Annotated in this window: 20 protein-coding genes and 1 pseudogene; 2 read left to right on the top strand and 19 right to left on the bottom strand. The window is 47.7% G+C overall.

Features of this window, described 5'->3' with window-relative positions; translation table 11 throughout:
- The 9 genes from ABY802_RS10695 to ABY802_RS10655 form a co-directional block, all read right to left on the bottom strand.
- Window positions 1–470, bottom strand: a 470-nt coding sequence (locus tag ABY802_RS10695; protein ID WP_372627024.1) for a heme-binding protein, incomplete at its 3' end; no start/stop codon positions are given.
- Between the two features lie 74 nt (window positions 471–544).
- Window positions 545–1,123: a hypothetical protein gene (locus tag ABY802_RS10690; protein ID WP_372627023.1), complete on the bottom strand. Its 579-nt coding sequence runs from the start codon at window positions 1,121–1,123 to the stop codon at window positions 545–547.
- Window positions 1,116–1,541 carry a CrcB family protein gene (locus ABY802_RS10685; RefSeq protein WP_372627022.1) on the bottom strand — a complete coding sequence of 142 codons (426 nt, stop codon included), beginning with the start codon at window positions 1,539–1,541 and terminating at the stop codon, window positions 1,116–1,118. The genes ABY802_RS10690 and ABY802_RS10685 overlap by 8 nt, the downstream gene beginning before the upstream one ends.
- Complete coding sequence (crcB, locus tag ABY802_RS10680; RefSeq protein ID WP_372627021.1) at window positions 1,535–1,930, bottom strand: fluoride efflux transporter CrcB; 396 nt, start codon at window positions 1,928–1,930, stop codon at window positions 1,535–1,537. Before crcB ends, ABY802_RS10685 begins: the two co-directional genes overlap by 7 nt.
- Window positions 1,931–1,939: 9 nt before the next feature.
- Window positions 1,940–3,379 carry an FG-GAP repeat domain-containing protein gene (locus ABY802_RS10675; RefSeq protein ID WP_372627020.1) on the bottom strand — a complete coding sequence of 480 codons (1,440 nt, stop codon included), beginning with the start codon at window positions 3,377–3,379 and terminating at the stop codon, window positions 1,940–1,942.
- A gap of 28 nt (window positions 3,380–3,407) precedes the next feature.
- Window positions 3,408–4,259, bottom strand: coding sequence for a substrate-binding periplasmic protein (locus tag ABY802_RS10670; protein WP_372627019.1), 852 nt, complete (start codon window positions 4,257–4,259; stop codon window positions 3,408–3,410).
- 104 nt (window positions 4,260–4,363) lie between these two features.
- Window positions 4,364–5,167 carry a DUF1338 domain-containing protein gene (locus ABY802_RS10665; RefSeq protein WP_372627018.1) on the bottom strand — a complete coding sequence of 268 codons (804 nt, stop codon included), beginning with the start codon at window positions 5,165–5,167 and terminating at the stop codon, window positions 4,364–4,366.
- 77 nt (window positions 5,168–5,244) lie between these two features.
- Window positions 5,245–6,285, bottom strand: coding sequence for an arginine N-succinyltransferase (gene astA, locus ABY802_RS10660; protein ID WP_372627017.1), 1,041 nt, complete (start codon window positions 6,283–6,285; stop codon window positions 5,245–5,247).
- Between the two features lie 2 nt (window positions 6,286–6,287).
- Entirely contained in the window at window positions 6,288–7,508 is a 1,221-nt protein-coding gene (locus ABY802_RS10655) for an aspartate aminotransferase family protein (protein ID WP_372627016.1), read from the bottom strand.
- Between the two features lie 169 nt (window positions 7,509–7,677).
- Here ABY802_RS10655 and ABY802_RS10650 point away from each other — a divergent pair, with 169 nt between their 5' ends.
- Both ABY802_RS10650 and chrA read left to right on the top strand, forming a co-directional pair.
- A complete protein-coding gene (locus ABY802_RS10650; protein WP_372627015.1) occupies window positions 7,678–8,142 on the top strand; it encodes an Lrp/AsnC family transcriptional regulator in 465 nt (154 codons plus the stop codon).
- A 21-nt stretch (window positions 8,143–8,163) separates the two neighbouring features.
- Window positions 8,164–9,510, top strand: coding sequence for a chromate efflux transporter (chrA, locus tag ABY802_RS10645; RefSeq protein ID WP_372627014.1), 1,347 nt, complete (start codon window positions 8,164–8,166; stop codon window positions 9,508–9,510).
- Here chrA and ABY802_RS10640 read toward each other — a convergent pair.
- The 10 genes and pseudogenes from ABY802_RS10640 to ABY802_RS10595 all read right to left on the bottom strand — a co-directional run.
- A complete protein-coding gene (locus ABY802_RS10640) occupies window positions 9,507–11,492 on the bottom strand; it encodes a bifunctional UDP-sugar hydrolase/5'-nucleotidase (protein WP_372627013.1) in 1,986 nt (661 codons plus the stop codon). The genes chrA and ABY802_RS10640 overlap by 4 nt on opposite strands.
- Window positions 11,493–11,603: 111 nt before the next feature.
- On the bottom strand, window positions 11,604–14,813 hold the full coding sequence (locus tag ABY802_RS10635) for a PAS domain S-box protein (protein WP_372627012.1): 3,210 nt from the start codon (window positions 14,811–14,813) through the stop codon (window positions 11,604–11,606).
- Window positions 14,814–14,874: 61 nt separating this feature from the next.
- Window positions 14,875–15,567: a response regulator transcription factor gene (locus tag ABY802_RS10630; RefSeq protein ID WP_372627011.1), complete on the bottom strand. Its 693-nt coding sequence runs from the start codon at window positions 15,565–15,567 to the stop codon at window positions 14,875–14,877.
- Window positions 15,568–15,646: 79 nt separating this feature from the next.
- Window positions 15,647–16,696 (bottom strand): chemotaxis response regulator protein-glutamate methylesterase, encoded by a 1,050-nt coding sequence (locus ABY802_RS10625; protein ID WP_372627010.1) that lies wholly within the window; start codon window positions 16,694–16,696, stop codon window positions 15,647–15,649.
- Between the two features lie 11 nt (window positions 16,697–16,707).
- A complete protein-coding gene (gene cheD / locus ABY802_RS10620; protein WP_372627009.1) occupies window positions 16,708–17,319 on the bottom strand; it encodes a chemoreceptor glutamine deamidase CheD in 612 nt (203 codons plus the stop codon).
- Window positions 17,316–18,140: a CheR family methyltransferase gene (locus ABY802_RS10615; RefSeq protein WP_372627008.1), complete on the bottom strand. Its 825-nt coding sequence runs from the start codon at window positions 18,138–18,140 to the stop codon at window positions 17,316–17,318. Before ABY802_RS10615 ends, cheD begins: the two co-directional genes overlap by 4 nt.
- 8 nt (window positions 18,141–18,148) lie before the next feature.
- Entirely contained in the window at window positions 18,149–20,128 is a 1,980-nt protein-coding gene (locus tag ABY802_RS10610) for a methyl-accepting chemotaxis protein (RefSeq protein ID WP_372627007.1), read from the bottom strand.
- Between the two features lie 4 nt (window positions 20,129–20,132).
- Entirely contained in the window at window positions 20,133–20,645 is a 513-nt protein-coding gene (locus ABY802_RS10605; protein WP_372627006.1) for a chemotaxis protein CheW, read from the bottom strand.
- On the bottom strand, window positions 20,642–22,522 hold the full coding sequence (locus tag ABY802_RS10600) for a chemotaxis protein CheA (RefSeq protein WP_372627005.1): 1,881 nt from the start codon (window positions 22,520–22,522) through the stop codon (window positions 20,642–20,644). The genes ABY802_RS10605 and ABY802_RS10600 overlap by 4 nt, the downstream gene beginning before the upstream one ends.
- A gap of 14 nt (window positions 22,523–22,536) precedes the next feature.
- Window positions 22,537–22,658 (bottom strand): annotated as a pseudogene (locus ABY802_RS10595) (response regulator); the annotation flags it as partial.

The raw sequence follows: 22,658 nt of genomic DNA, 5'->3' as shown, positions 1-22,658 counted from the left end.
TTAGCAGCTATCCACTGGGTTAGAATGTTGCGATGTTTAGCGACATTGCTTTTGCTTAAAGTGCCACTAAATTTAATCGCCGCGACTTTATAATTTTTCAGCTCAGTTACTTTTACCTCAGGGTTGGTGGGCTTAGGCGTTGTCTGCAGGGTAAATTCTTTTGGCATCACAAATGACATCATCGCGCCATTGCCGCTGTTATTCATTAATACCGGCGCCGTCATGGCTATTTCGGTTGCACCTTCATTTTCACCGCCAATATAACGGAACAGTTTTCGAAAAGCGCTGTTACGGCCCTCGCCCGCTATACTGGTGGATACCAGCACCATGGCGTCATAATTGCGCACTTCGATGTTTTGTTCAGGAGCCGCAGTTAGCAGCTTATAGGGGGCGGTTTCAACGTTGCTCTGACCGAATACGGAACACCCTACTAACGATAGTGAGGCAACAACAATGAATAGTAATTTCACGACAACTCCTGGCATTTAACAAAGTTAAGGCTTATACGGAGCGTTTTGCAATAAGTAGCATTTTTAATATGCTTTTACTGTGGTGCCTGCCAACCCTGCTCTGCCTTAGCAGTGCATACCGGGTTGCCGTCCGCGACCAGAGACTCGGCAAAAAACCACTCTTTAAACACCTGCCACTCGTTATTAATCGGGCTCTGGCAGCGGCCATTTGCGCTACTGGCAAATTCTTGCTCAGAGCATTGTGGGGTATCAAGCGCCTCGCCACGATAAGCATAGGCATACACGACCTGGCAATGATTGCTGACATAGGTACGAAATACCACCAGCCAGCCCTGCTGATAGCGCACCAGACTGAAGCTTGGAATGTTGTGCTTGACCGCAGTAGCAATAATCTCAGGCGCCTCGGCCTGTTCGAGCAGAGCCAGCTCGCCATTTTTACGCTGGCGTATTTGAATTTTTTCACCACGACGCCAGGCAAAACCATCGTAATCGGTGGCTGCAGCCGCGGCAGTTAATGCATTTAAGCCAGTAAGGTCACGGCTCACTTCCTGGCGGATAGTGCGTGCTACCTGCTCGGCTTCGGTCAGGGTTTGCATGTTATCGCACGCCGTTAGCAGCAGTAACAGTGATAATACCATCAGTTTTTTATACACTTTTCGCACCTTTATCAGCAGAGCGTGAGCCGTTAACCCTCTCACCCACTTTTAAACCAGCCCAGCAGGCCAACAGCCAGAACATTAATGACAATAAAACATAAGCCGTTGCCAATGCGCCTTTTCCAGAGTGCAGCAATTGTATAAACTCCAGGCTAAACACAGAGAAGGTAGTAAAGCCGGCACATACGCCACTTAACATAAACTGCCTTTGCCAGACCGATACCTGCCAGCGGCCAGTGTCGCCCGTCAGGGTGGCATAGCAGCCAATCCAGAATGAACCGAGCATATTTACCAGTAATGTAGCCAGCGGCAAGCTAGAATCTGCTGTTGCCAGCCATAACGAAGCGCTAAAGCGCAGCACCGCGCCCAGAGCGCTGCCCAGCCCCACCGCCACAAATAAGCCGGGCCTTACCATAGCAAACATCCGGCAGAATAACCGCACCAAACCAGACTTAAACACAAGCCAAATGATAAGCCAATATTCAGCAATGCCTGGCGGTAATGGTGGCTTTGCCACAAGCTGATGGTTTGCAGACTGAATGATGACACTGTGGTGTAACTGCCCAAGAACCCTACCATCATAACCAGGCCAGCACCTGACATATCTGGCTTTGCTGCCAACATCGCTGCCACTAGCCCCATCGCCAGCGCACCGCTACTGTTTACCAGCAAGGTCGCCAGAGGAAACTGCACACCGCAATATCTGGCGATAATGGAGGTAACAGCAAAGCGCAACATGCCACCGACAGCGGCAGCAAAGGCCAGCAACATAAATAACAGTGCGGGGTGGGTTTGAATGTTCAACAGTTCGTCTTATTTCGGATTTAACAGTAATAACAACTGATTGCGGTTTTGCTCTTTATCTTGAGCGTCAAAGGGCAGCACCAAGTCGTCTTTGCCGTTACCGGTTAAATCGGCTACTAACACTTTGCGGGCGTCTCTGGGCAGGTCTAATTTCACCCGTTCCGGCCGGCGACTGAATAAACGGCCAGGATCCGGGCCATAGAATTTTAGTTCATCGCCGCCTTCACCGACTATCAGACTTAACTTGCCGCTACCATCCAGATCCGCCAGTTCAAACAGTGGCATATCGTATCGCAGGTTACTGATACTGACATCAATCGTCGCATTTTGTTTAAAATCGGCTTTACTGCTGTACTGACGCTGCTCGTTTAACAAATAAAAATCGATATCAAGGTTGGCACTGCCTCTGAGCAATACCCGAACGATGGTGCCTACCCCAAAATGCGTGCTGGGAATATAAAAATCTTTGCGGCCATCGGCATTAAAATCGGCGATAACCACGTCTATCGGTGAGGTGTCGGTTGTGATGCGGGTATCGGGTTCGGCATTAAAATGTAAGCCAGTGGCAGTTTTCACGCCAAAATGCACTCGAAAACTATTATTACGCTCCAGCGCATCGGCCAATTGTTCTCGGTTAACCACGATATCGGCAATGCCATCACCGTCAATATCGGTAATGTCGCGCACGCTATCAATATTCTGGCCGGTGTAGCTGCGCCCTGCATCGTTGCGCTGATCAGCTTGCTGTTCAGTAGACAAGGCCACCGGCCAGTTCTGGGTAACCGGTTCGGTATTAAAATCACCATTGGCCAGTTGGTAGAAAACCTGAAATTTACCGCCGGCAATAAACACTAAATCCAGCCTGCCATCCAAATCAATATCAACACTGTAATGGCGCCTTGGCTCATAGCTGGGGCTGTCTCGCCAGCTGGTAACCAGCGCATCGATATTTAAGGAGTATTGCTTAAAACTGCCATCCGGTTGCTGGCGGAACAAATGGCTTTGGTTAAAATCGGGCAGCAGAAAATCTGCCTGGTCGCTGCCAAGCTGTAATACAAAATCGCCGCTGCGTAGCCTGTTTTTGTCCAGTACCCGGTAAATTGAGGAGCTTGTCAGCAGCGGTTCGCTTTGCTTGCGCTCTGCGTTAAAAACACTTAGGCCGTCCAGGGTTAAAAACACCAGCGCCTGCTTGCCTGTCGGGGCAAGAGTTGCTTGAGCAAAATACTGCGCATTAGCGGGAATAGCGACCGGCTGAACCTGATAATTGGTTAAATCAACCAGGCTTAACCAGCGGTCAAACTGACTGAAGCCCGATACCGCTAATAGTCTGGCGTCATCCAGATGCACCATATTGCCATTGGCCGGATGCTCCAGCGCAATCGTTACTTTGTCCAACTGCTTGGCTGCCAGCGGAAAACACATTAAAGCTAACATCAAAAACCGAGACATGACGCTCCTTGTACAGGCATGGCCGCCCTTAAAACGATTGGTAGGTGTGGTGGCGTGTACTGGCGACAGACACCGCCGGATCAGTTTTTCGCGGCTGCGCCAGCGGTATTTGCAGCTTAATCTGGCTGACTTCCCCAGAGGACAGCATTAACTGCCAGGCATCCTGCAGCTGCTTATATACGATGTTATCTATTGTTTTTCGACTAAAAGCAAAGTAAACCGGGTTTTCATGGATCACAAACAGTTTACGGTAAGTATGTTGTAAATCATTCTGTTCGAGTAACTCATCGACAGTAGCTTCGTCCTCCAGCGAGGCCATTACCCGGCCCGACACCAGCATAGCCAGCTTTTGCTGGTTGCCGGCAGCAGCGAAGATCCGGGACAGTAACGCCGGGTTGTCATCCAGCAACTGCTGCCACAGGGGGCCATAATAGCCCCCATCAGCCACTGAGATAGCACCGTTCAACTCAACCAACTGCTGTAAGCTTTGAACAGTATCAGGCACCCGCTGTGAGGCAACCACCACCATTCGTTCCGTATGGTGCGGGCCGATAAAATAACTGTAGCGGGCGCGATCCTCGGTCTCAGACATGCCCACCATAATATCCAGCTGGCCGTCCTCCAGCATTTTCATTGCTCTGCCAGCAGGCAAGTCAACAAACTGCAAAGTGCAATTAATTTTGCTCACCAGTGTGCTTAATAACATATTAAACTGCTGCGAAACCTGGGTTTCGTTAAACGAGCCCGCAGCACTATGCTGTTGCTCAGATTCTACCCGCACTGTTAACTGACAGGGCGCTTCTGGCTCTGCCAACGCACCAATGCTTAGTAATAACAATGCAGCTGAGTACATTGCTACTAACCGGGTACATCTTCGCATTTACAACCTTCCTTTATCCATATTGGGGCACACTATAGCGTTGCCATCTGGCGCCAGCAATAAAAAAGCCAGCGCAGTGCTGGCTTTACTATACCAATTAGTTATCAACGCGCATTAGTACTTTCAAAAATTTTATCAGCTGATGCGGCAACAAAACCGCTGTATAGCATACCGCAGCTTAACGGGTGGCGGCGGGCGAACTCGTAAAAGCAGCTGGGGATGGTCGCAACACCATCACTGAATTGCACCGGGTGCAAATCTGCCAGAGTGGATGACTGCTCCAGGTAAACCTCAGGGCTGCCTTTAATCTCACCACCAGAGGTGTTCAGCAAAAAGCCTGCGTGTTTCAGCGCCGTGTTAACCTGCTGCAGGGTGTCGAAATTGGCCAGCTCGTTGACGCTAACGGTAAAATGGTTGGCACGGTAGCCCCAGGCAGCAACCCAGGCCGCGTATTCACTTTCTTCCAGCAGTTTTTCATAGGTAGCCTGGCTTACCTGCCAATGCGTACCGCTGTATAAAAAGTTATCTGCACTTGCTGCGTCTGCCGGTATTTGCGCAACCAGTTCTGTAATGGTGTCGCGCAGATATGCCGAGCACTTATCCAGCAACAATTCAGAAATAAAGACTTTTGGCAAATTACGATCCGGATGCTCAAAGTGCTTGGCGTACAGCTTTTTCGCTTCGAAATGATACTCGCCGCACTCTTCATAACCCAGCGCGATAAAGTGCGCCGCCAGTTTATTGAGGTTCACTTTATCCAGGTTAAAGGTACGAAGGGCAATATGATCGTTAATCACATCGTCCTGCTGTGATGAGCCGAGCAGCTGGTGCACTTTCTGGGCCGACGGCGTTACCGCTACATAGTCTTGCCATAAATTGGCGAACAGGGCATTTACATCAGTGTGCATATCTACTCCGGTTTAGGTCTAATCACAATTTTAAAAAATTATATTAACACGCCGCATTATACGGCAACTGCACGTTATCAGGCTTTATCCAAATAAATAAATCGTGCCATATCGCCATTACTAAGCTGCAGCACAGCGGCCAGTTCAGGGCTGATAAGTAAGGTATTAGCGGGCTCGTCAAAGCGGGCGGCTTTACTAAAACTGGCACGGAAATCTTTAATCGCGGTGTTGGCCACCGCCAGAGTATGTTCGCCTTGAGCTAAGGTTAGATCATCAGCAATTTTAACCGCTACCCTTTTACTGGCCGCGACCGATTTTATCTGATTAAGCGGCGCTTCAACTGTTGGGCCGGCGTCAAACAAATCAATATAACCCCGGTGGCTGAAACCTTCTTTTTCCAGCATTCGCAGCGCAGGCTTGGTATTCTCATGTACCTGACCAATCACCGCCTGAGCACTTTCGGGCAGCAAACCAACATAAATTGGATGGCGTGGCATCAGCTCAGCAATAAAGGCTTTTTTACCCACACCAATCAGCTGGTCGGCTTTTGGAAAATCAATGGTTAAAAACAGCTTTTGCAGCCAGTTCCAGAATGGCGGCTGACCATCTTTATCTGCCGCGCCGCGCATTTCCGCAATCACTTTACTGGCAAAACGCTGTGGGTGCTCCGCCATAAACAAAAATCGTACCTTGGATAAAAAGCGCCCGGCATGGTTGCGCCGGTAGCTTTCCCGCAGAAACAGCGTACAAATCTCAGAAGCACCGGTATAGTCATTACATAATGTCAGCGTAGTAAGCTGGTTCATTACGTTTAACTCAGCACTGTGGTGAATTACGGTGTTTTGCTGAAAATGATATAACGGTGTTTGTAAACCGACAGCAGCTTCGATACCGGTGGTACCGACAATTTCACCACTGTCAGTATCTTCCAGCACAAACAGGTAGCCCTGATCACCAGGCGTTGTTACCTCGGCATTAAAACTTTTTTCAGCGTGCTCAATTTTTTGGTTTAAGCGACCATCGTGCACCGGCAATGACGTAAAGCCATGACCTGATTCAATGGCAATTTGTTTTAACGCCGCAAAATCAGCGGCAGTAATAGGCCTGATAACCAGCATAATTATCCCTGCTTCGCCGCTGCTGCGACTACCTGAGCAATGGCTTGCTCAAACCGCGCCATACCAGCAACAATATCGGCATCCGGTATCACTAATGACGGTGCAAAACGCACCACATTCATGCCGGCAACTAAGGTCATTACCCCGTGCTCAGCACCTGCCAGCATAATATCGCGGGCTTTACCGGCATAATCGGCATTTAACACCGCACCAATTAATAAGCCCATGCCCCGCACTTCACTAAATACCTGGTATTTTGCATTAATGCGTTGTAGTTCCTGCTTAAACAATTCTGCTTTATGTTTCACACCATTTAGTACTGCAGGAGTATTAACGGTATCCACAGCCGCCAGGGCCACGGCGCACGCCAGCGGATTACCGCCATAAGTAGAACCGTGGGTGCCCACCACTAAATGCTTGGCAATCTCGGTAGTGGTTAACATGGCGCCAATTGGAAAGCCGCCACCCAGTGCTTTAGCGGTGGTTAAAATATCCGGGGTAACACCATAGGCCATATAAGCATAAAGCTCGCCGGTGCGACCAACGCCGGTTTGTACTTCATCAAATATTAACAGGGCGTTATTGGCGTTACATAATTCACGCACACCTTTAATAAACTCAGCGGTTGCTGGCACCACGCCGCCCTCGCCTTGCATCGGCTCTACCATCACTGCACAGGTATTGGTATTGATCAACGCTTTTAAACTGGCCAGGTTATTAAATTCTGCATGTTCAATTCCTTCTGGCTTTGGGCCAAAACCATCAGAATAAGCCGGTTGGCCACCTACGGTGACAGTAAAAAAGGTACGGCCGTGGAAACCCTGTTTAAAGGAAATAATCTGATCTTTATGCTCGCCATACTTATCTTTGGCATACCGGCGCGCCAATTTAAGCGCCGCTTCGTTAGCTTCAGCGCCCGAGTTAGCAAAATAGACTTTTTCAGCAAAAGTATGCTCAACCAATGCTTTGGCCAATAACAATGCCGGCTCGTTGGTCAACACATTGGATAAATGCCATAGTTTATCTGCCTGATCTTTTAATGCAGTCACTAACGCAGGATGACAATGGCCCAGACAGTTAACCGCAATACCGCCTGCAAAATCGATATACTCCTTGCCCGCCTGGTCCCATAGCTTTGAACCCTGGCCCTTTACCGGGATAATTTGCGCCGGGGCATAGTTAGGTACCATCACTTCATCAAACAAACTTCTGCTTACAACCATTGTTAACCTCTGTTTTTTAGCTACGAGCCTGGCGCCGTTATTTATAATGGTGGTTTTGGCCAGCGCCGATTTAATATCACTATTATATTGGCGAGCTTATGCAATGTGCAGTACTATTATTGACAATTTATTAAGTAAATACGTCATTTTAACGGAAGGATTTAGCAAAGTGCCAGAAAGCTTTTTAAAAAAGGCCAGCAGAAGCAGCATTACCCGGGAAGATGAAAAACTGTTGGCAGTGCTGCAACATAATGCTCGGGCCAGTATTTCCGACCTGGCGCGTCAGCTTAACTTGTCACGTTCCACGGTACAGACCCGTTTGCAAAAACTGGAATTAAGCGGGGTAATTAAAGGCTACACTGTGGAGTATGGTGACGAATATCTGACAACGTTGGTCGCGGCACATGTCAGTATTAAAGTGCGCCAGAAGCTGACCGCTCGCACCAATATTGAATTAAAACAACTGCCTCAGGTTGCGGCACTGTATGCTATTAGCGGCGAGTACGATTTAATTGCAATTGTTCAGGCCCAGAATACTGAGCAGTTAAGCCATATCCTGGATGATATTGGCAATCTGGAAGGGGTTGAGCGCACCACTTCGTCGGTGATCCTGGAAACTAAATTTAAACGCTGAAAAAACGCTAAGGGATATCTGATGTCGCAGCAAACCATACCCTCACAACAAAACACGGTTAGTCTCTACGAAGCCTTTTTGTACTGGCTAAAACTGGGTTTTATTAGTTTTGGCGGCCCGGCCGGGCAACTGGCCATGATGCATCAGGAGCTGGTAGAAAAGCGGCGCTGGATTTCTGAACAACGTTTTTTGCATGCCTTAAACTACACCATGCTGTTGCCGGGCCCCGAAGCGCAGCAACTGGCAACCTATATTGGCTGGTTATTACATGGCAAACGTGGCGCGTTTATCGCCGGATTGCTGTTTATTCTGCCGTCGTTTTTTATCTTGTCTGCTCTAGCATGGTTATATCTGGCCCATGGCGACGTCGCCATATTACAAGGCGTGCTATACGGTATTAAACCGGCGGTTACCGCTATTGTGCTATTTGCCGCCTGGCGTTTGGCCAAGAAAACACTGCATACCCCAGCCCTAAAGACCCTCGCATTGCTCGCATTAATTGGCATTGCCTGGTTTAAACTGCCCTTTCCGCTTATTGTGTTTAGCGCAGCAATAGCTGGCCTTGCCTTAATGAAATGGTTTCCCGTGCAACTTAAGGTGCCGATGGCACATGGAGTACCAAAAGCCGGTATTGAGCAAACCGCCGCGGTGATTAACGATGACACTGCCGCACCTGCTCGCCAGCGCTTTAGCTGGCGCAAACTGGCCTTAGCCGTGACAATAGGCATTTTTATCTGGCTGGCCAGCATAGGTGTGTTAACTGCAATTTATGGCTGGCAAAGCACCCAAACGCAGCTAGCCTGGTTTTTTACCAAGGCCGCCCTGCTGACCTTTGGTGGTGCCTATGCCGTTTTGCCCTACGTATATCAGGCGGCAGTTGAGCAGTATCAATGGTTAAGCGCCCTGCAAATGATTGATGGCCTGGCCCTGGGTGAAAGTACTCCCGGACCGTTGATTATGGTGGTGGCCTTTGTTGGTTTTGTTGCCGGCTGGAGTCAGCAACTTTTCGGCGCTGACAGTCTGTGGCTGGCGGGCATACTGGCAGCAGCGATTGTTACCTTTTTTACTTTTTTGCCTTCTTTCCTGTTTATTATTGCCGGCGCTCCGCTGGTAGAAGCAAGCCGGCAGCATGCCACCTTTACCGGCCCACTGACCGCCGTCACCGCAGCTGTAGTGGGTGTAATTGTCAATTTAGCGTTGTTTTTCGGCTATTACGTACTTTGGCCAACCGGCTTTGGCGGTCAGTTTGATGCCGTGGCATTGTTGCTGGCTATCGCCGCCGCCATTGCCCTGTTTAAGTATGACCAGAGTATTTTACGAGTGCTGGCTGCGGCCGCCGTCGCCGGCATGCTACTTAGTTTGCTCTAAGGCCTGCTCTGATGCCTTAGCAGGGTAACCGTAGGTACCCGCTTTTGTTGCCATAAAGCTGGAGTTGCCTTCAGATAGTCGATCATTGCCGCTGCCGCGACTTTGCAATCATTGCCTGGCGTTTTACACGGCAAGCCGCTCACCTTTTGATATTGCGGTACAAATGCCTGCTGGCCACTGCTGTCAATAATCGCCTCCACCTTGCTAAGCGGATAAATGGCCACTTGCTGCTGCTCTATAATAATATCAATCCGATCAGTATTATGTTGCTGAACTTGCTGTAACCGCTGCCAGCCATCGTTTCCGTTGGCTAAATAATTGGTGGTCGCCAGGGTATATTTTGTTTCAGGCTTAATATCCTGCCAGCGATCTCCCTGTAACCATTGCAGCTGCTCCAACACCGCCTGACCATTACTGTCCTCACGGGCGATATAACGCAGGTGACTGCTGTAGGGGAATTTGCCGGCATGCGCGCCCGCTGGTAGCGTTGCAGTGATCACCTGCTGCAACAGCTCGCGAAGTTCATTGCCAGTAACACTTATAATGCTTAGCGGGGTAGCAAAGGGTAATACTTCTAAGCGGATGTGGCCCTCAAAAATAGCGCCAGCGTTGAGATCAGCCCGGATATTACCTGCGCCAATCAGAGTAAAATCGACTTCCCGATCGGTTTTAGCCCGCACCGCCGGCTGATTTAACCAATAATGCATGGCATCGGTAACATAACCGGCCAGCACGGAACCATGCTGATCGCTGCCAGCGGTACCCGGTAATCGCACATGGTTAATGGTTTGCTCGGTAATACTAATTTGGTCACCATACGCCTGCTGCACCGCCGGTAAATATACGGTATCCAGTACCTGACGCAGCGCCTGGTCTTCTTCGATAATGGCAGTGTGCTTAAGCTGGTTGATATATCGTTCAGTACTGGCCTGTTCGCCCGGTGCAATGCGGCTATTTTCATTACGTAGCGCCAACGTGTAATAATCACGGCTGGCCAATAAAGTGTTTTCGCCCTGACACTGGCGTAACCGCCCGCCAGCGTCAAATAGCAGCTCAGCCGCCCCCACTGCCTGAGCAAACTGGCCGGCCTGGACAATACAGGTTTGGCCCTTGCCATCCGGGTTAGTGATCATCCCGGCATATGGTGCTTGCTGGCCAAGATACCACTGAGTGAAATCGCCCAGTAAGCTGTGCGAATGACCGCCAACTATCACATCAATACCATTGACTTGCTGGGCCAGTTTTAAATCACGTTGATGACCCAAATGGGTCAGCGCAATAATGTGTTTTATGCCCTTATTCTGCAAATAGTCGACGGTGGCCTGAGCTGAGGCAACTTCGGCGGCAAATACCAGCTCACCGGTGGCCGGCACCATGCTGCGCATATCTTCCAATGCCAAACCAAATACCGCAACAATAGTCTTACCAGCCGCCGCTTTGGCATTGGCTATTGCAGTAAGCTGGCTGCCATCAACCACAAATAATTGATAAGCCTTTAAATTATTGACCCCAGCTAATATGGGTTCTGGTTGGGTATCCACATTTGCCGCTAACAGCGGAAAGTTAATCTTACTGGCAAAGTCGGCTAGCTTAGCCAGGCCGATATCAAACTCATGGTTACCCAGTGCCATCGCATCCAGGCCCATCCGGTTCAGAATATCGATATTAATTTTTTGTTCAAACAACTCGAAATAAGCGCTGCCTTTAAAGGCATCGCCGCCGTGTAAAAAAAGCGATGGCACCCCATCGGCTGCCGCCTCGGCCTGCAACTGTTGTGCTTGGGTCAGTAGCCGTGGATGGCCGCCAATAAAGGTATAAAAAGGATCGCCGTCGGGGCCTTGCACGCTGGCCGGAGTCGCATCAAATTGGGAGTGTGTGTCGTTGATATGAACAATGGTAAGGCGCAGGCCTGTGTCCTGCTGTTGCGGTAGCTGGCACCCAGCCAGCAGTATCCCGAAAAAAACACAACAAACCAGACGCATTTTACCCCCTTCTATTTACGCTTTAAAGCAGCATGTAACCAGGCGCAAGATAAACAGAAAAGCGCTGCAGCTCAAGCAAAATAACAGTCAGCAGAGGCAAAGCTTGCAACATTACTGCTTATCATCAGCGGCTTTACTCTCAAGGTGCGCCTTATTCTGCTCTATGGCGTCTAACACCCGTCGTAATGTCAGCGGCTTCATAATAAAACTGTTAATCACGCCCTGATCTAACGCTTTAGCGTAATCCTGCGGATAGCCGGACGACACCAGTACGATAAAACATGTTGTATTGTATTGCCGCAGTGCTGTAGCTAACTCAATACCGTTCATGCCTGGCATATTGAAATCGACGAAAACCAGTTCAATATCTCCCGCGTGGTGCTGAAAAAATTGCTGTGCCAGGGACGGCGACGTAAAACATTTATTGTCAATATGCTGTTGATCTAATAACTTGGCAAGCGTCAGCAAAAAGTCAGCATTATCATCAACTAGCACGGTTAAACTGCCAGTGTGTTTAAGGCTCGGCGCTTCGCTAACTGAGTTGTCATCGGGCGTCAGCTGATTGAATTTTTCGTAAGGTAAATACACACTAAACACCGTACCCACTTTGGGCTCTGACTCACAGGTCACAAAGCCCTGATGATTTTGCACAATGTTTTGCACTAACGATAAGCCCAAACCGGTGCCTTTTCCTTCTTCTTTGGTGGTAAACAACGGTTCAAACATTTTTTCAAATAGCGCCTGGTCGATACCGCAGCCATTATCCGTCACATTAACCTTGATCCAATAATCAAAGTTGGCTAAGGCAAAATACTCCGTATGATCAACTATCGACATCTCCACTTTTAATACGCCATCACTGCGCCCGGTCTCACCGATAGCGTCGGCGCCATTGCTCAGTAAATTAATAAACAGCTGATGCAACTGTGAACTATTACCCTTCAGGTTAAGCATGTCGTCACTGGTTTGGTTGTTCACTATCAGCGTTACATTACACTTCAGATTGGCCGATATTAATGTATTGACCCCCTCCAGCACTTTTACCAGTGATACCTCTGTGTGTTCTTGTTTTTCATTGCGACTAAACAGCAGCACCTGTTTTATCAGCTCCGCTGCGCGCTCCGAAGCGCTGATAATGTTGTTTAATGCCGGATCAAGCGGCGCTGCCACTTTGCGACTTTGTTTTTTCAGCAACAACTGACACATTTCTGCGTTAACAATGGTGGCCGCTAATATATTATTAAAGTCATGCACTATGCCGCGGGTCAGTGCACCCAGCGCTTCCATTTTATTGGACTCCCGCAATTGTTTCTCCAGCGCTTTTATTTCCGTCAAGTCTTGAATATTGGCAACCCGGAACTCTTCACTGCCGTCCGGGTTAATCACCTGAGACACATTAACCAGCACCGGTAACCGCGAGCCATCTTTTTTTAGCATCACCGACTCAAAAGAAACAAAACCGTCTTGCGCAATACGTTGAATAAAACGAGGCAGTTTTTCGTGCTCTTCAGCAGCATAAATTGTGGTCAGCTTGCGGCCAAGCAGCTCGCCTGGTGCATAGCCCAGCATATAGGCAAAATGCGGGTTGTGTTCGCCGAGGGTGGCACTCTCACCACCCACCCCCGCACCGCGCGAGATAGCGATACCCCACCGTGCACCATGAAAAATGTGCTTCCAGACGTTTAGCTCTTTTTCAAACGCCACCTGGCGACTAATATCACGCTGCAATGAAAAATATTCTTTGATATCTCCTTTGTCATCCAGCACCGGGTGAATGGATAATTCAATCCAGTAGGGCTCGCCATCCGCGCGGTAATTAAGCAAGCGCCCGCTAAACATTTGTTTTGCCGCCAGCGTTTTTGACATCACCTCAACTGTATGCCGATCAGTATCAACGCCTTGTAACAGCTTGCCCGGCTGCTTGCCCCGGCATGCGGCTAAACTATAACCGCTGACCCGCTCGAAACTGGCGTTTGTCCATTCTATCAAACCATTTTTATCGCATATCACTACCATATCTGATGCCGTTTGCACTACTGAGGCCAAACGGTTCATTTGCTCTGTACTACTATTTTGTTGTTGTAACGATTCAGACAAGCGTTTGGTCAACTTATCAAACTCTGCAGCAATTTGTCTTAATTCAATCACTTTGGAAAAAACCGGTAACTCAGGTTTGTTTAATATCAGCTGGCCATCCTGCTGTTTAACATATACCCGGTTTATATGAGTTAAGAACACATGAAACCCGTTAATAATTCGTTGGGTCAACAGATATACCAGGCTTAAAATCAGTAAGAATAAAAGCATTAAACTTATTATCGCATTGTTGTGCGATGCTTTTATCGGCTGCAGATAAGCATCGTTATTAAAGCCGTTTACAATAATCCAGTGATAGTGCTTGCCGTATTGCAATAAACTGACATTTACTGAAAAACTCTGCTTGTCATACTCCACGTCAAGAAAAACCGACTCATCAGCCAACTCCAGTTTTTTACCTTCTTGTTGCTGATACGTCTCGGCAACCCGTTTTACAAATCCTTCCGTTTGGTAATGCTGCTCAGCACGGCGCAAGACGTTGCGCTTGGCCTGACTAATAATATTTCCGGTCGAATCTATAATAAACAAATGATCGCTTGGCGTTATTAACTGCTCAACTAGCAGTTCGTCAATAAAGTCGGCAAATAAGTTAATGCCAAAAACACCGGCAAGCATGTTATTTTCGTCAAAGATTTTAACGCTAAGGGGAAAAGCATATCGAGGCAAGGCATGATAAATAAACATCTTACCCCACACCGGTTCACTATTATTCAGCGCATCCAGATACCAGGGGCGCTGCGTAGTGTTAAAAGTGGCTTTTCGGGTTGCAAGCTCAGTGGTCCTGCCGCGGCTATCAGTATCGTAGAACTCAATAGCTCCGTCAGTTTTATCTGTTACCTGCATTAGTTGAATAGTGTCTCTGGCAATGCGGCTATAGCCGGTAAACTGGCCATTTTCTGCACCGAAAAAAATGCCATCTACATATTTAAACGAGCTTATCTGGTCAAAAAAAGATGACGAAAATTCCTCTAATAGCCGGTCCTGTTCAACTAACCTGGTAATTTCTTTTTTGTTAAATTCCAGTATCGCTTCAGCATCCCGCAGTACGCTGTCAATTTTTTCATAAATTTGACTGCTGGCTCTCTGATGCAGCGTTTCTTGAACCTGATGGACGGTACTATGATTTACAACCATCATGGTGATAACAATAAGCGTAAAACTGACTGCGCACACACCAAGCCAAAGCAGCATCAGATAATTATTCAAGCTTATTTTACTGAACATTCGCTCTCCCGGCACCGATTAATGTGTGCTGCCGCCAGATCTAAGAGTGATACTGATATCACTAGCAGACGATTTTGTAGCCGAAATTTCGCACGGTAACAAGTACTTTGGGTGCGCGACTGTTTGACTCTACTTTTTTGCGTAGCCGGCTGATAATGATATCGACAGCACGCTCAGACTCAGCCGACTCCAGGCGCATACAGCTGTCTAATAGTTTTTGGCGCGAAATCACTTTATTCGGGTTGGCCGCCAGTAACTTTAATACACTGTATTCACTGGGCGTAAGCGGCAGGCTTTGGCCATCTTTATGCACCAAATCATGCGAGTCGATATTCAAGTACCAACTGCCAAATTGCAGTGATTTAACCGGCACATTTTGTTTGCTAACGCTTTGGGTTAACGCCAACCGATGCGCGATGCGCAAACTCAATTCTCTGGGCGAAAATGGTTTGACCAAGTAATCATCGGCGCCCAGCTCTAAACTGGTCACTCTGTCGTTTACCTCGGCGCGGCCGCTGATGATAATCACTGGCAACTTCTTGTCATAACCTAACTTGCGCAGTAAGCAAATACCGTCTTCATCTGGCAGCGTTAAATCCAGAATAAGTAAATCAATGTTACGCTTCTCTATCGCCTTGAGCGTTTCTGCAGCGTTTTGACAATACGTCACCCGGTATCCAACCGCCTCTAAATAAGCCTGCAGTGCAACGCCGAACTGGTAATCGTCATCTGTTAACAATAAATGTTTTGCCATCTGCACATACATCCTATAGTTGAGCGTTTTGCTTATCAGCAACAGGGTAGGCTTAAGTTAATACTATCGGCTGCTAACACTATAATCTATTACCACTGCCAACTCGTTTAATCTGCTGCACCAGTACGTCGCCAATATCCCAAAGTGGGCTGATGATTTTTACGCCACCACTTTTAATTGCCTCACTGGGCATACCAAACACCACGCAACTTTGCTCGTCCTGAGCCACGGTAAAGCCGCCTTGTTTAAAAATATCCTGCATACCTCTGGCGCCATCTTTACCCATACCGGTCAGGATCACCGCCATCACATTGTTACCGGCACTGCGGGCCAGTGATGAAAACATCACATCAACCGACGGTTTATGGCCACTCACCCGCTCAGTATCGCTGAGCTTAATGCGGTAATCAGCGCCGCTGCGTTCGATCAGCATATGCAAATCACCAGGGGCAATATAGGCATGACCAGGCAATACCCGCTCACCATCAACCGCTTCTTTTACTGCAACCTGACATAATTTATGTAACCGCTCGGCAAAGCTTCGGGTAAAACCGGGCGGCATATGTTGGGTAATGACAATACCCGGTGAATTGGCCGGCAGTTGCAGCAGTACTTCTTTTATTGCCTCGGTACCGCCGGTAGACGCGCCTATGGCAATCAGTTTTTCAGTGCTGCTGTAACTTAACGACTGCGGCGATTTTCTTAGCGTGCTGCTATCATGCCGTTTCACTCTGGCACTGGCCGCAATGCGGATTTTCTCAATAATAAGTGCACTGTATGCCTGCATACCTTCGGCAATGCCAATAGTAGGCTTGGCAATATAATCTATTGCACCCAGCTCCATGGCTCTTAACGTCGCATCCGCGCCTTCCCGTGTTAACGTCGACACCATTAGCACCGGCGTTGGCCTTGCTTTCATTAACTTATCTAAAAATGTCAGGCCATCTACTTTCGGCATTTCTATATCCAGCGTGATAACATCAGGCGAAAATTGATTAACCAAATCACGGGCGGCATAGGCGTCTGCTGCTGCGCCGACTAACAGCATATCGGGCTGCGACTGCACAATCGCCGACAATAATTTTCGGATCAGTGCTGAGTCATCCACAATTAACACTTTAATCGCCATACGACAGCCTCCTAAAACAGCTCTGCATCATTGTTATTAATCATTTCGCGTAATTTTGACCGGTACATACTTTCACGGTCTAAAATGGTGGTGTTGTTCAGCGACTTGATTTTTCGTACCGTGACCCTGCCGGAATCCGGGAAAAAGTACACCTTTCGCGGATACTGATCCAGTAAGTCGGCATTAAGTAACGGAATATTTTCTATCGCCAGATAGTCCAAAACAAACTCAGCATTACGCTCACCAATATTATTGATTGTGAGACCCTTTAATACGTTGCCACCGCCGAACACCTTGGCTTGAATACGTTCGCGCCGAGCACCTAACTTCATCATTTCATTAATTAATTTTTCCATAGCAAAATTGCCATAACGCGCTGAATCTGTAATGCCCTGTACGCCTGGGTTTGTATCTGAAGGCAACAGAAAATGATTCATACCCGCTATTTTTGCTACCGGATCTCGCAGGCAAGCAGAAACACAAGACCCCAGCACTGTAACTATGATGGTGTTCTTTCGGGTGGCAAAATATTCACCAGGCAAAATCTTTACTGCATCCTGTTTAAAGTGCGGATCAAAGTAGCTGTTAATGCCGCTTACCAGCTCTTCACGGTGTGTATTCACAATGCGTTCCGTGCTGCCTGATACGTCGTTTTACCAACCGGTGTAACCAAGTGTTTCAGATGACTAAAGTTCTCTGAATGGCCGGCAAAATAAAGCCCCCCTGGCGATAATAGCGGTATCATCCTGGACAGAATCTGCTCCTGTGTAGGTTTATCAAAATAAATCATTACATTACGGCAAAAAATGATATCAATGGCTGGCCGGAGTGGCCACTTCGCATCAAGCAGGTTAATTTGTCTGAACTGCACCATGTTTATCAAATCAGGTACCGCTTTTACTAAGCCTGTTTTGCTGCCACTACCGCGAAGAAAAAACCGTTTTTTGTCCTGCTCTGCTAACTTTTCTACTTTGTCTAAGGTGTAAACACCAGCCTGGGCCTGGGCCAGCACCTTACTATCAATGTCCGATGCAATGATATTGATACTGTTATCAAACTTGCGTTTGACCTTCGCCACAGTCATCGCAATCGAGTAAGGCTCTTCGCCGGTGCTACTTGCGGCGCACCAGATATTTTTAACACCCGGGTGCTGTTGTAAATACCGCGCTAAAATATCAAAATGATGCGATTCCCTGAAAAATGCAGTCAGATTTGTGGTCAGTGCATTAATAAAATGCTCAGTTTCCTCCTCGTGTTTGGCCAGATAGCTTAGGTATTGTCGAAAGGAGTTAATCCTTAACTCCCTCAGACGCCGGCCAAGCCGGCTGTATACCATGGGCTGCTTAGAATCGCTTAGCTTAATGCCGGAAAGCTGATATAAGGTTTGGCGAATAGCCGAAAAATCCGTCTCAACAAAATCAAACTCCCGGTCGGCACTACTCATACATCGCCTTAGAATTCATTCCATTCATCGTCATCTGTTGGCTTAGCTTTTAAAGGTTTAGCCGCTGGTTTTGTTGCCACTTTTGCCGCCAACTTTGCTGCTGGCTTTGACGGCGCTGCAAGTTGCTTTTTGGCAGGCACTTTTGAACTCATGCCAATGGCTTTGCGTTCAACGGTCTCTCGTACTTTAAAGCTTGCCACGTTTTGACTTAGTTGTACCGCCTGCGAGCTCATGCTCTCTGCCGCCGCGGCTGCTTCCTCTACCAATGCAGCATTCTGTTGCGTAACCTCATCCATCTGAGATACCGCCTTGCTCACCTCATCGATTCCCGCAGCCTGCTCCGCCGATGCAGCAGCAATTTCCGACATAATGTCATTAACGCGCTTAATCGACACCACAATTTCTTTCATCGTCGCGCCGGACTTATCAACCAACACATTGCCATTAGCAATTTTACTCACTGAGTCAGATATTAAGCCTTTGATGTCTTTGGCCGCATTGGCAGAGCGCTGAGCTAGCGTTCTGACTTCGGATGCTACCACGGCAAAACCGCGCCCCTGCTCGCCCGCCCGGGCAGCCTCTACCGCCGCATTTAAGGCTAAGATATTGGTTTGAAAAGCAATTCCATCAATCACGCCAATTATATCGGCAATTTTCTCAGATGACTCTTTAATTTGCGCCATAGTCACCGTGACCTGGTCAATAAGATCACCACCGTCACTGGCTATTTTGGTGGCACTCGAGGCTAACGAACTCGCCTGATTTGAGTTTTCCGCATTTAAGCGCACCGTGCTGTTAAGCTGCTCAATGCTAGAGGCGGTCTCTTCCAAACTCGCCGCTTGCTCTTCAGTGCGGCTGGACAAGTCTGAGTTACCTGTCGCAATTTCCTCACTCGCGGTTTTAATGGTATCTGCCGCTTCAGCGATTTCCGTTATCATCTGTGATAGTTTTTCAGCAGTGGTATTTGAGTAATCTTTCAGCTCACCAAAGGTACCGCTATAGTCGGTTTCAATCCGGTTAGTCAGATCGCCATCGGCAAGACTGTTCAGCATAGTAACGACTTCATTTAAACCCGTGGCAGAGACTTCCATCAGCGAGTTCAGCCGCTCAGCCAAATTGAGAATAAAGCCTGCTTTTCCATCGGTGACTATTCGCTGGGTAAAATCTCCGTTAGCCGCGCCTTCAACCAACTTTGATACTTCCACTTCAGCTTCAATCTCTGCAGTGCGGTCTATCCATTCCACCACCGAGCCTAAACGCTTACCCTCATCAAAAATCGGGCTGGCAGTCAGCCGAAAATGTAAACGGCCAACCTTAATATTGGCAACATACGTGCTGGTCAACTTATCCAGTAAATTAGATTGATGGGCTGGATTTTTATGGAAAATATCCATTGAACTGCCGACGATTTTGTCGACTGAAAAATGCGACAGTTCTTTGCGTATCTCCAACTCCTGCTTGCGAAGCATTTGCTCTACCGAGGCGTTCATATAGATAATCTTACGCTCGGCATCAGCAATCATAATATTGGTGCTGGTACCCTGCAGAGCCTGCATCATCCGTTTGTTATTAATTTCACTGACTAAACTTTCAGTAATATCAATCCATTCAACTGAAGTGCCTAAATGATTATTCTTCTGATCGATTATCGGGCTTAAAAACAATTTAAAAGTACGTCGGCCAATACAGATCTGCGAAGTATGCGTTGTTGACAACCGGGCTAGCATATTACGCTGGTGCGCTGGGTTTTTATGAAAGTTATCGATATTAGTGCCCAGCAGCGTTTTTACCGAAAACTGTGGCAACTCTTTGCGAATATCGGTCTCGGCTTCAGTTAACAGCGCGACAACTGACTTATTGACATAAATGATATTTAAGTCCGTGTCGGCGATCATAAAGGCATTGGCGCTGTTTTCCAGGGTCTGGAAGTAACGCTCACGCTCGCTGGCCAACTCAGCATTGTTATTTAACCATTTTAAAACTTTCATTATGTTACCCCTGTTCAGTAGCCGTTCTGGCATCAAAAAGACCTAATTCATCGCTACCTATCAGGGCTTCGATGTTGACTAAAATTAACATCCGTTCCTCGACCGTTGCCAGGCCCCGCAAATACTTGCTATTAAAGGCAACACCAAACTCTGGTGGCGGCATAATGTCACTGTGTTTTAACGTCACAACATCGGATACCGCATCGACCACAATGCCGACAATACGGCCAAGCACATTAAGCATAATGACAATGGTAAACTCGTTATAACTGGCTTCACCGATATTGAACTTAATCCGCAGGTCAACTATCGGCACCACATCACCTCGTAAATTCAGCACGCCCTTGATATAAGGCGGGGCATTGGCGATTTTGGTCACCGTTTCATAGCCGCGTATCTCTTTTACTTTCATAATGTCCAATGCATAATGCTCAGTGCCCAGCACAAAGCTGAGAAACTCGTTCATCTCAGGATCTGCAATGGCATGTTTGCTGGCAACATCTGTTGTTTGACTCATGACAATTCCTTGATTGCGTCTTTTTTGACCAGGCGCGACAGTGACTCTATATCTAAAATAAGAGCGACACTGCCGTCTCCCATAATGGTGGCACCAGCCAGGCCAGTGACTTTTTTGTAGTGTTTTTCCAGGCTTTTAATTACGGCTTGCTGTTGGCCTTCTAAAGCATCAACCACTAAACCAAACCGATTTTGGTTGCTTTCAACCAGCACGATAATGCCTTGTTCTGGTTGTTTAAATTCCGGCTCCAAGCCTGTTACCTGATATAAATTCAGCAGCGGCCAATACTCATCACGCACGTTCAATAACGCACTGCCCTGCACAGTTTTTATTTGCGCGGGCTTGGCCTGAATCGACTCAATTATGTTCACCAGCGGAATAATAAAGACATTGCCACCCACCGAGACTCCCATGCCATCGAGGATGGCTAAGGTCAGCGGTAATACAATATGAAAGCTTGCCCCTTTGCCCTGCTGAGATTCAATCTCAACACTGCCACCAAGGTTGGCAATATTGCGTTTTACCACGTCCATGCCAACGCCACGGCCGGACACGTCGGTTACTGCATCGGCGGTGGAAAAACCCGGAGCAAAAATAAGCTGCCAAATCTCCTGATCACTGGGGTTTTCAGACACCGTAATTTGATTTTCACGGGCTTTTTGTAGAATTCTCTCCCGGTTTAGCCCGGCACCATCATCAATGATACTAATTTGTATATTGCCGCCGCGGTGCTGTGCTCTTAGCGTGACCTTGCCACACCGGCCTTTACCCGCCATAACGCGTTTTTCCGGTAACTCAACCCCATGATCAATGCTGTTGCGCACCAGGTGTGTTAATGGATCAGCCAGTTTTTCTATCAGGCTTTTATCTATTTCGGTGTTGCCACCTTCAATCACCAACTCAATTTCCTTGCCAAGTGTTGCTGATAAATCACGCACCAGTCTTGGAAAACGATTAAACACAAACGAGATTGGTAGCATACGGATCGACATTACGGCATCTTGTATTTCACGGGTGTTGCGGTCTAATTCAATTAGCGCTGATTGCAGCTTCTCCGCCATTACTCCCTCAATTTGGGCACCTACCAGCGACAACATAGATTGCGTGATGACCAACTCACCGACTAAATTGACGAGATTATCTACTTTGCCGGTATCGACCCGAATAGTTGTCGACTCTGTTGCTGCTGGATTAGCAGCTGCCGCAGTTGTTCTAGCCGGCCGCCTTTCAGCAGAGGTTAGTGGTTTCTGAGCTGATTCTGCTGCTGGGTTAGTCGTCGCAAGTATAGATGCGCCAGCATTGGTGTTAGCTTTAGCGGGGGTGTCATCAAAGAATCCAAAACTGTTGTCAGCTGCAGCCTGGGTACCATCGGACTCAAGAGCATCTTGCTCAAAAAAACCAAAAGCCTCATCAGTCTGTTTGGAAGACGCTGATGTCTCAAATAAGCCAAAGCCCTGACTCTCCTCCTGCTCTTGCAGAATACTGTCATGTTTATCCAGCAGGCTTTCTAATTTCGCTTTAGTCGTGTTGATTAAAATATCGTCTTGAGGCGAAGCACTTTGGTATGCCTGCAAAATATTTTTCAACACATCAACCGTAGTTAAAAACTCATCAACCAGTTCAACATCTAGCTTTAGTAAATTCTTACGTGCTAAATCAAGAAGGCTCTCCATCACGTGGGTCACTTTACCTAAGGCATCAAAGCCAAACACACCACTGCCGCCTTTGATAGAATGGGCAGCACGAAATATCGAGTTCAATTGCTCTGCATCAACCTGACTCAGGTCAATAGCCATCAGCAGTTGTTCCATATCGTCCAGATGCTCCTGACTTTCGTCAAAAAATACCTGATGAAACTGACTCATATCGATATTCATCCTAGCTCCTGGGTTTAACCCAACACCTTGGCAACTATTTCAAGTAATTTAGCCGGATCAAAAGGTTTTACCATCCAGCCTGTGGCACCGGCTGCTTTACCTTTTGCTTTCATTTCATCGCTTGCTTCGGTTGTCA

The sequence above is a fragment of the Arsukibacterium sp. genome (assembly GCF_041616895.1).
In the GTDB taxonomy this organism is placed as follows: Bacteria; Pseudomonadota; Gammaproteobacteria; order Enterobacterales; family Alteromonadaceae; genus Alishewanella.
This window is presented reverse-complemented; position numbering and strand designations above follow the sequence as displayed.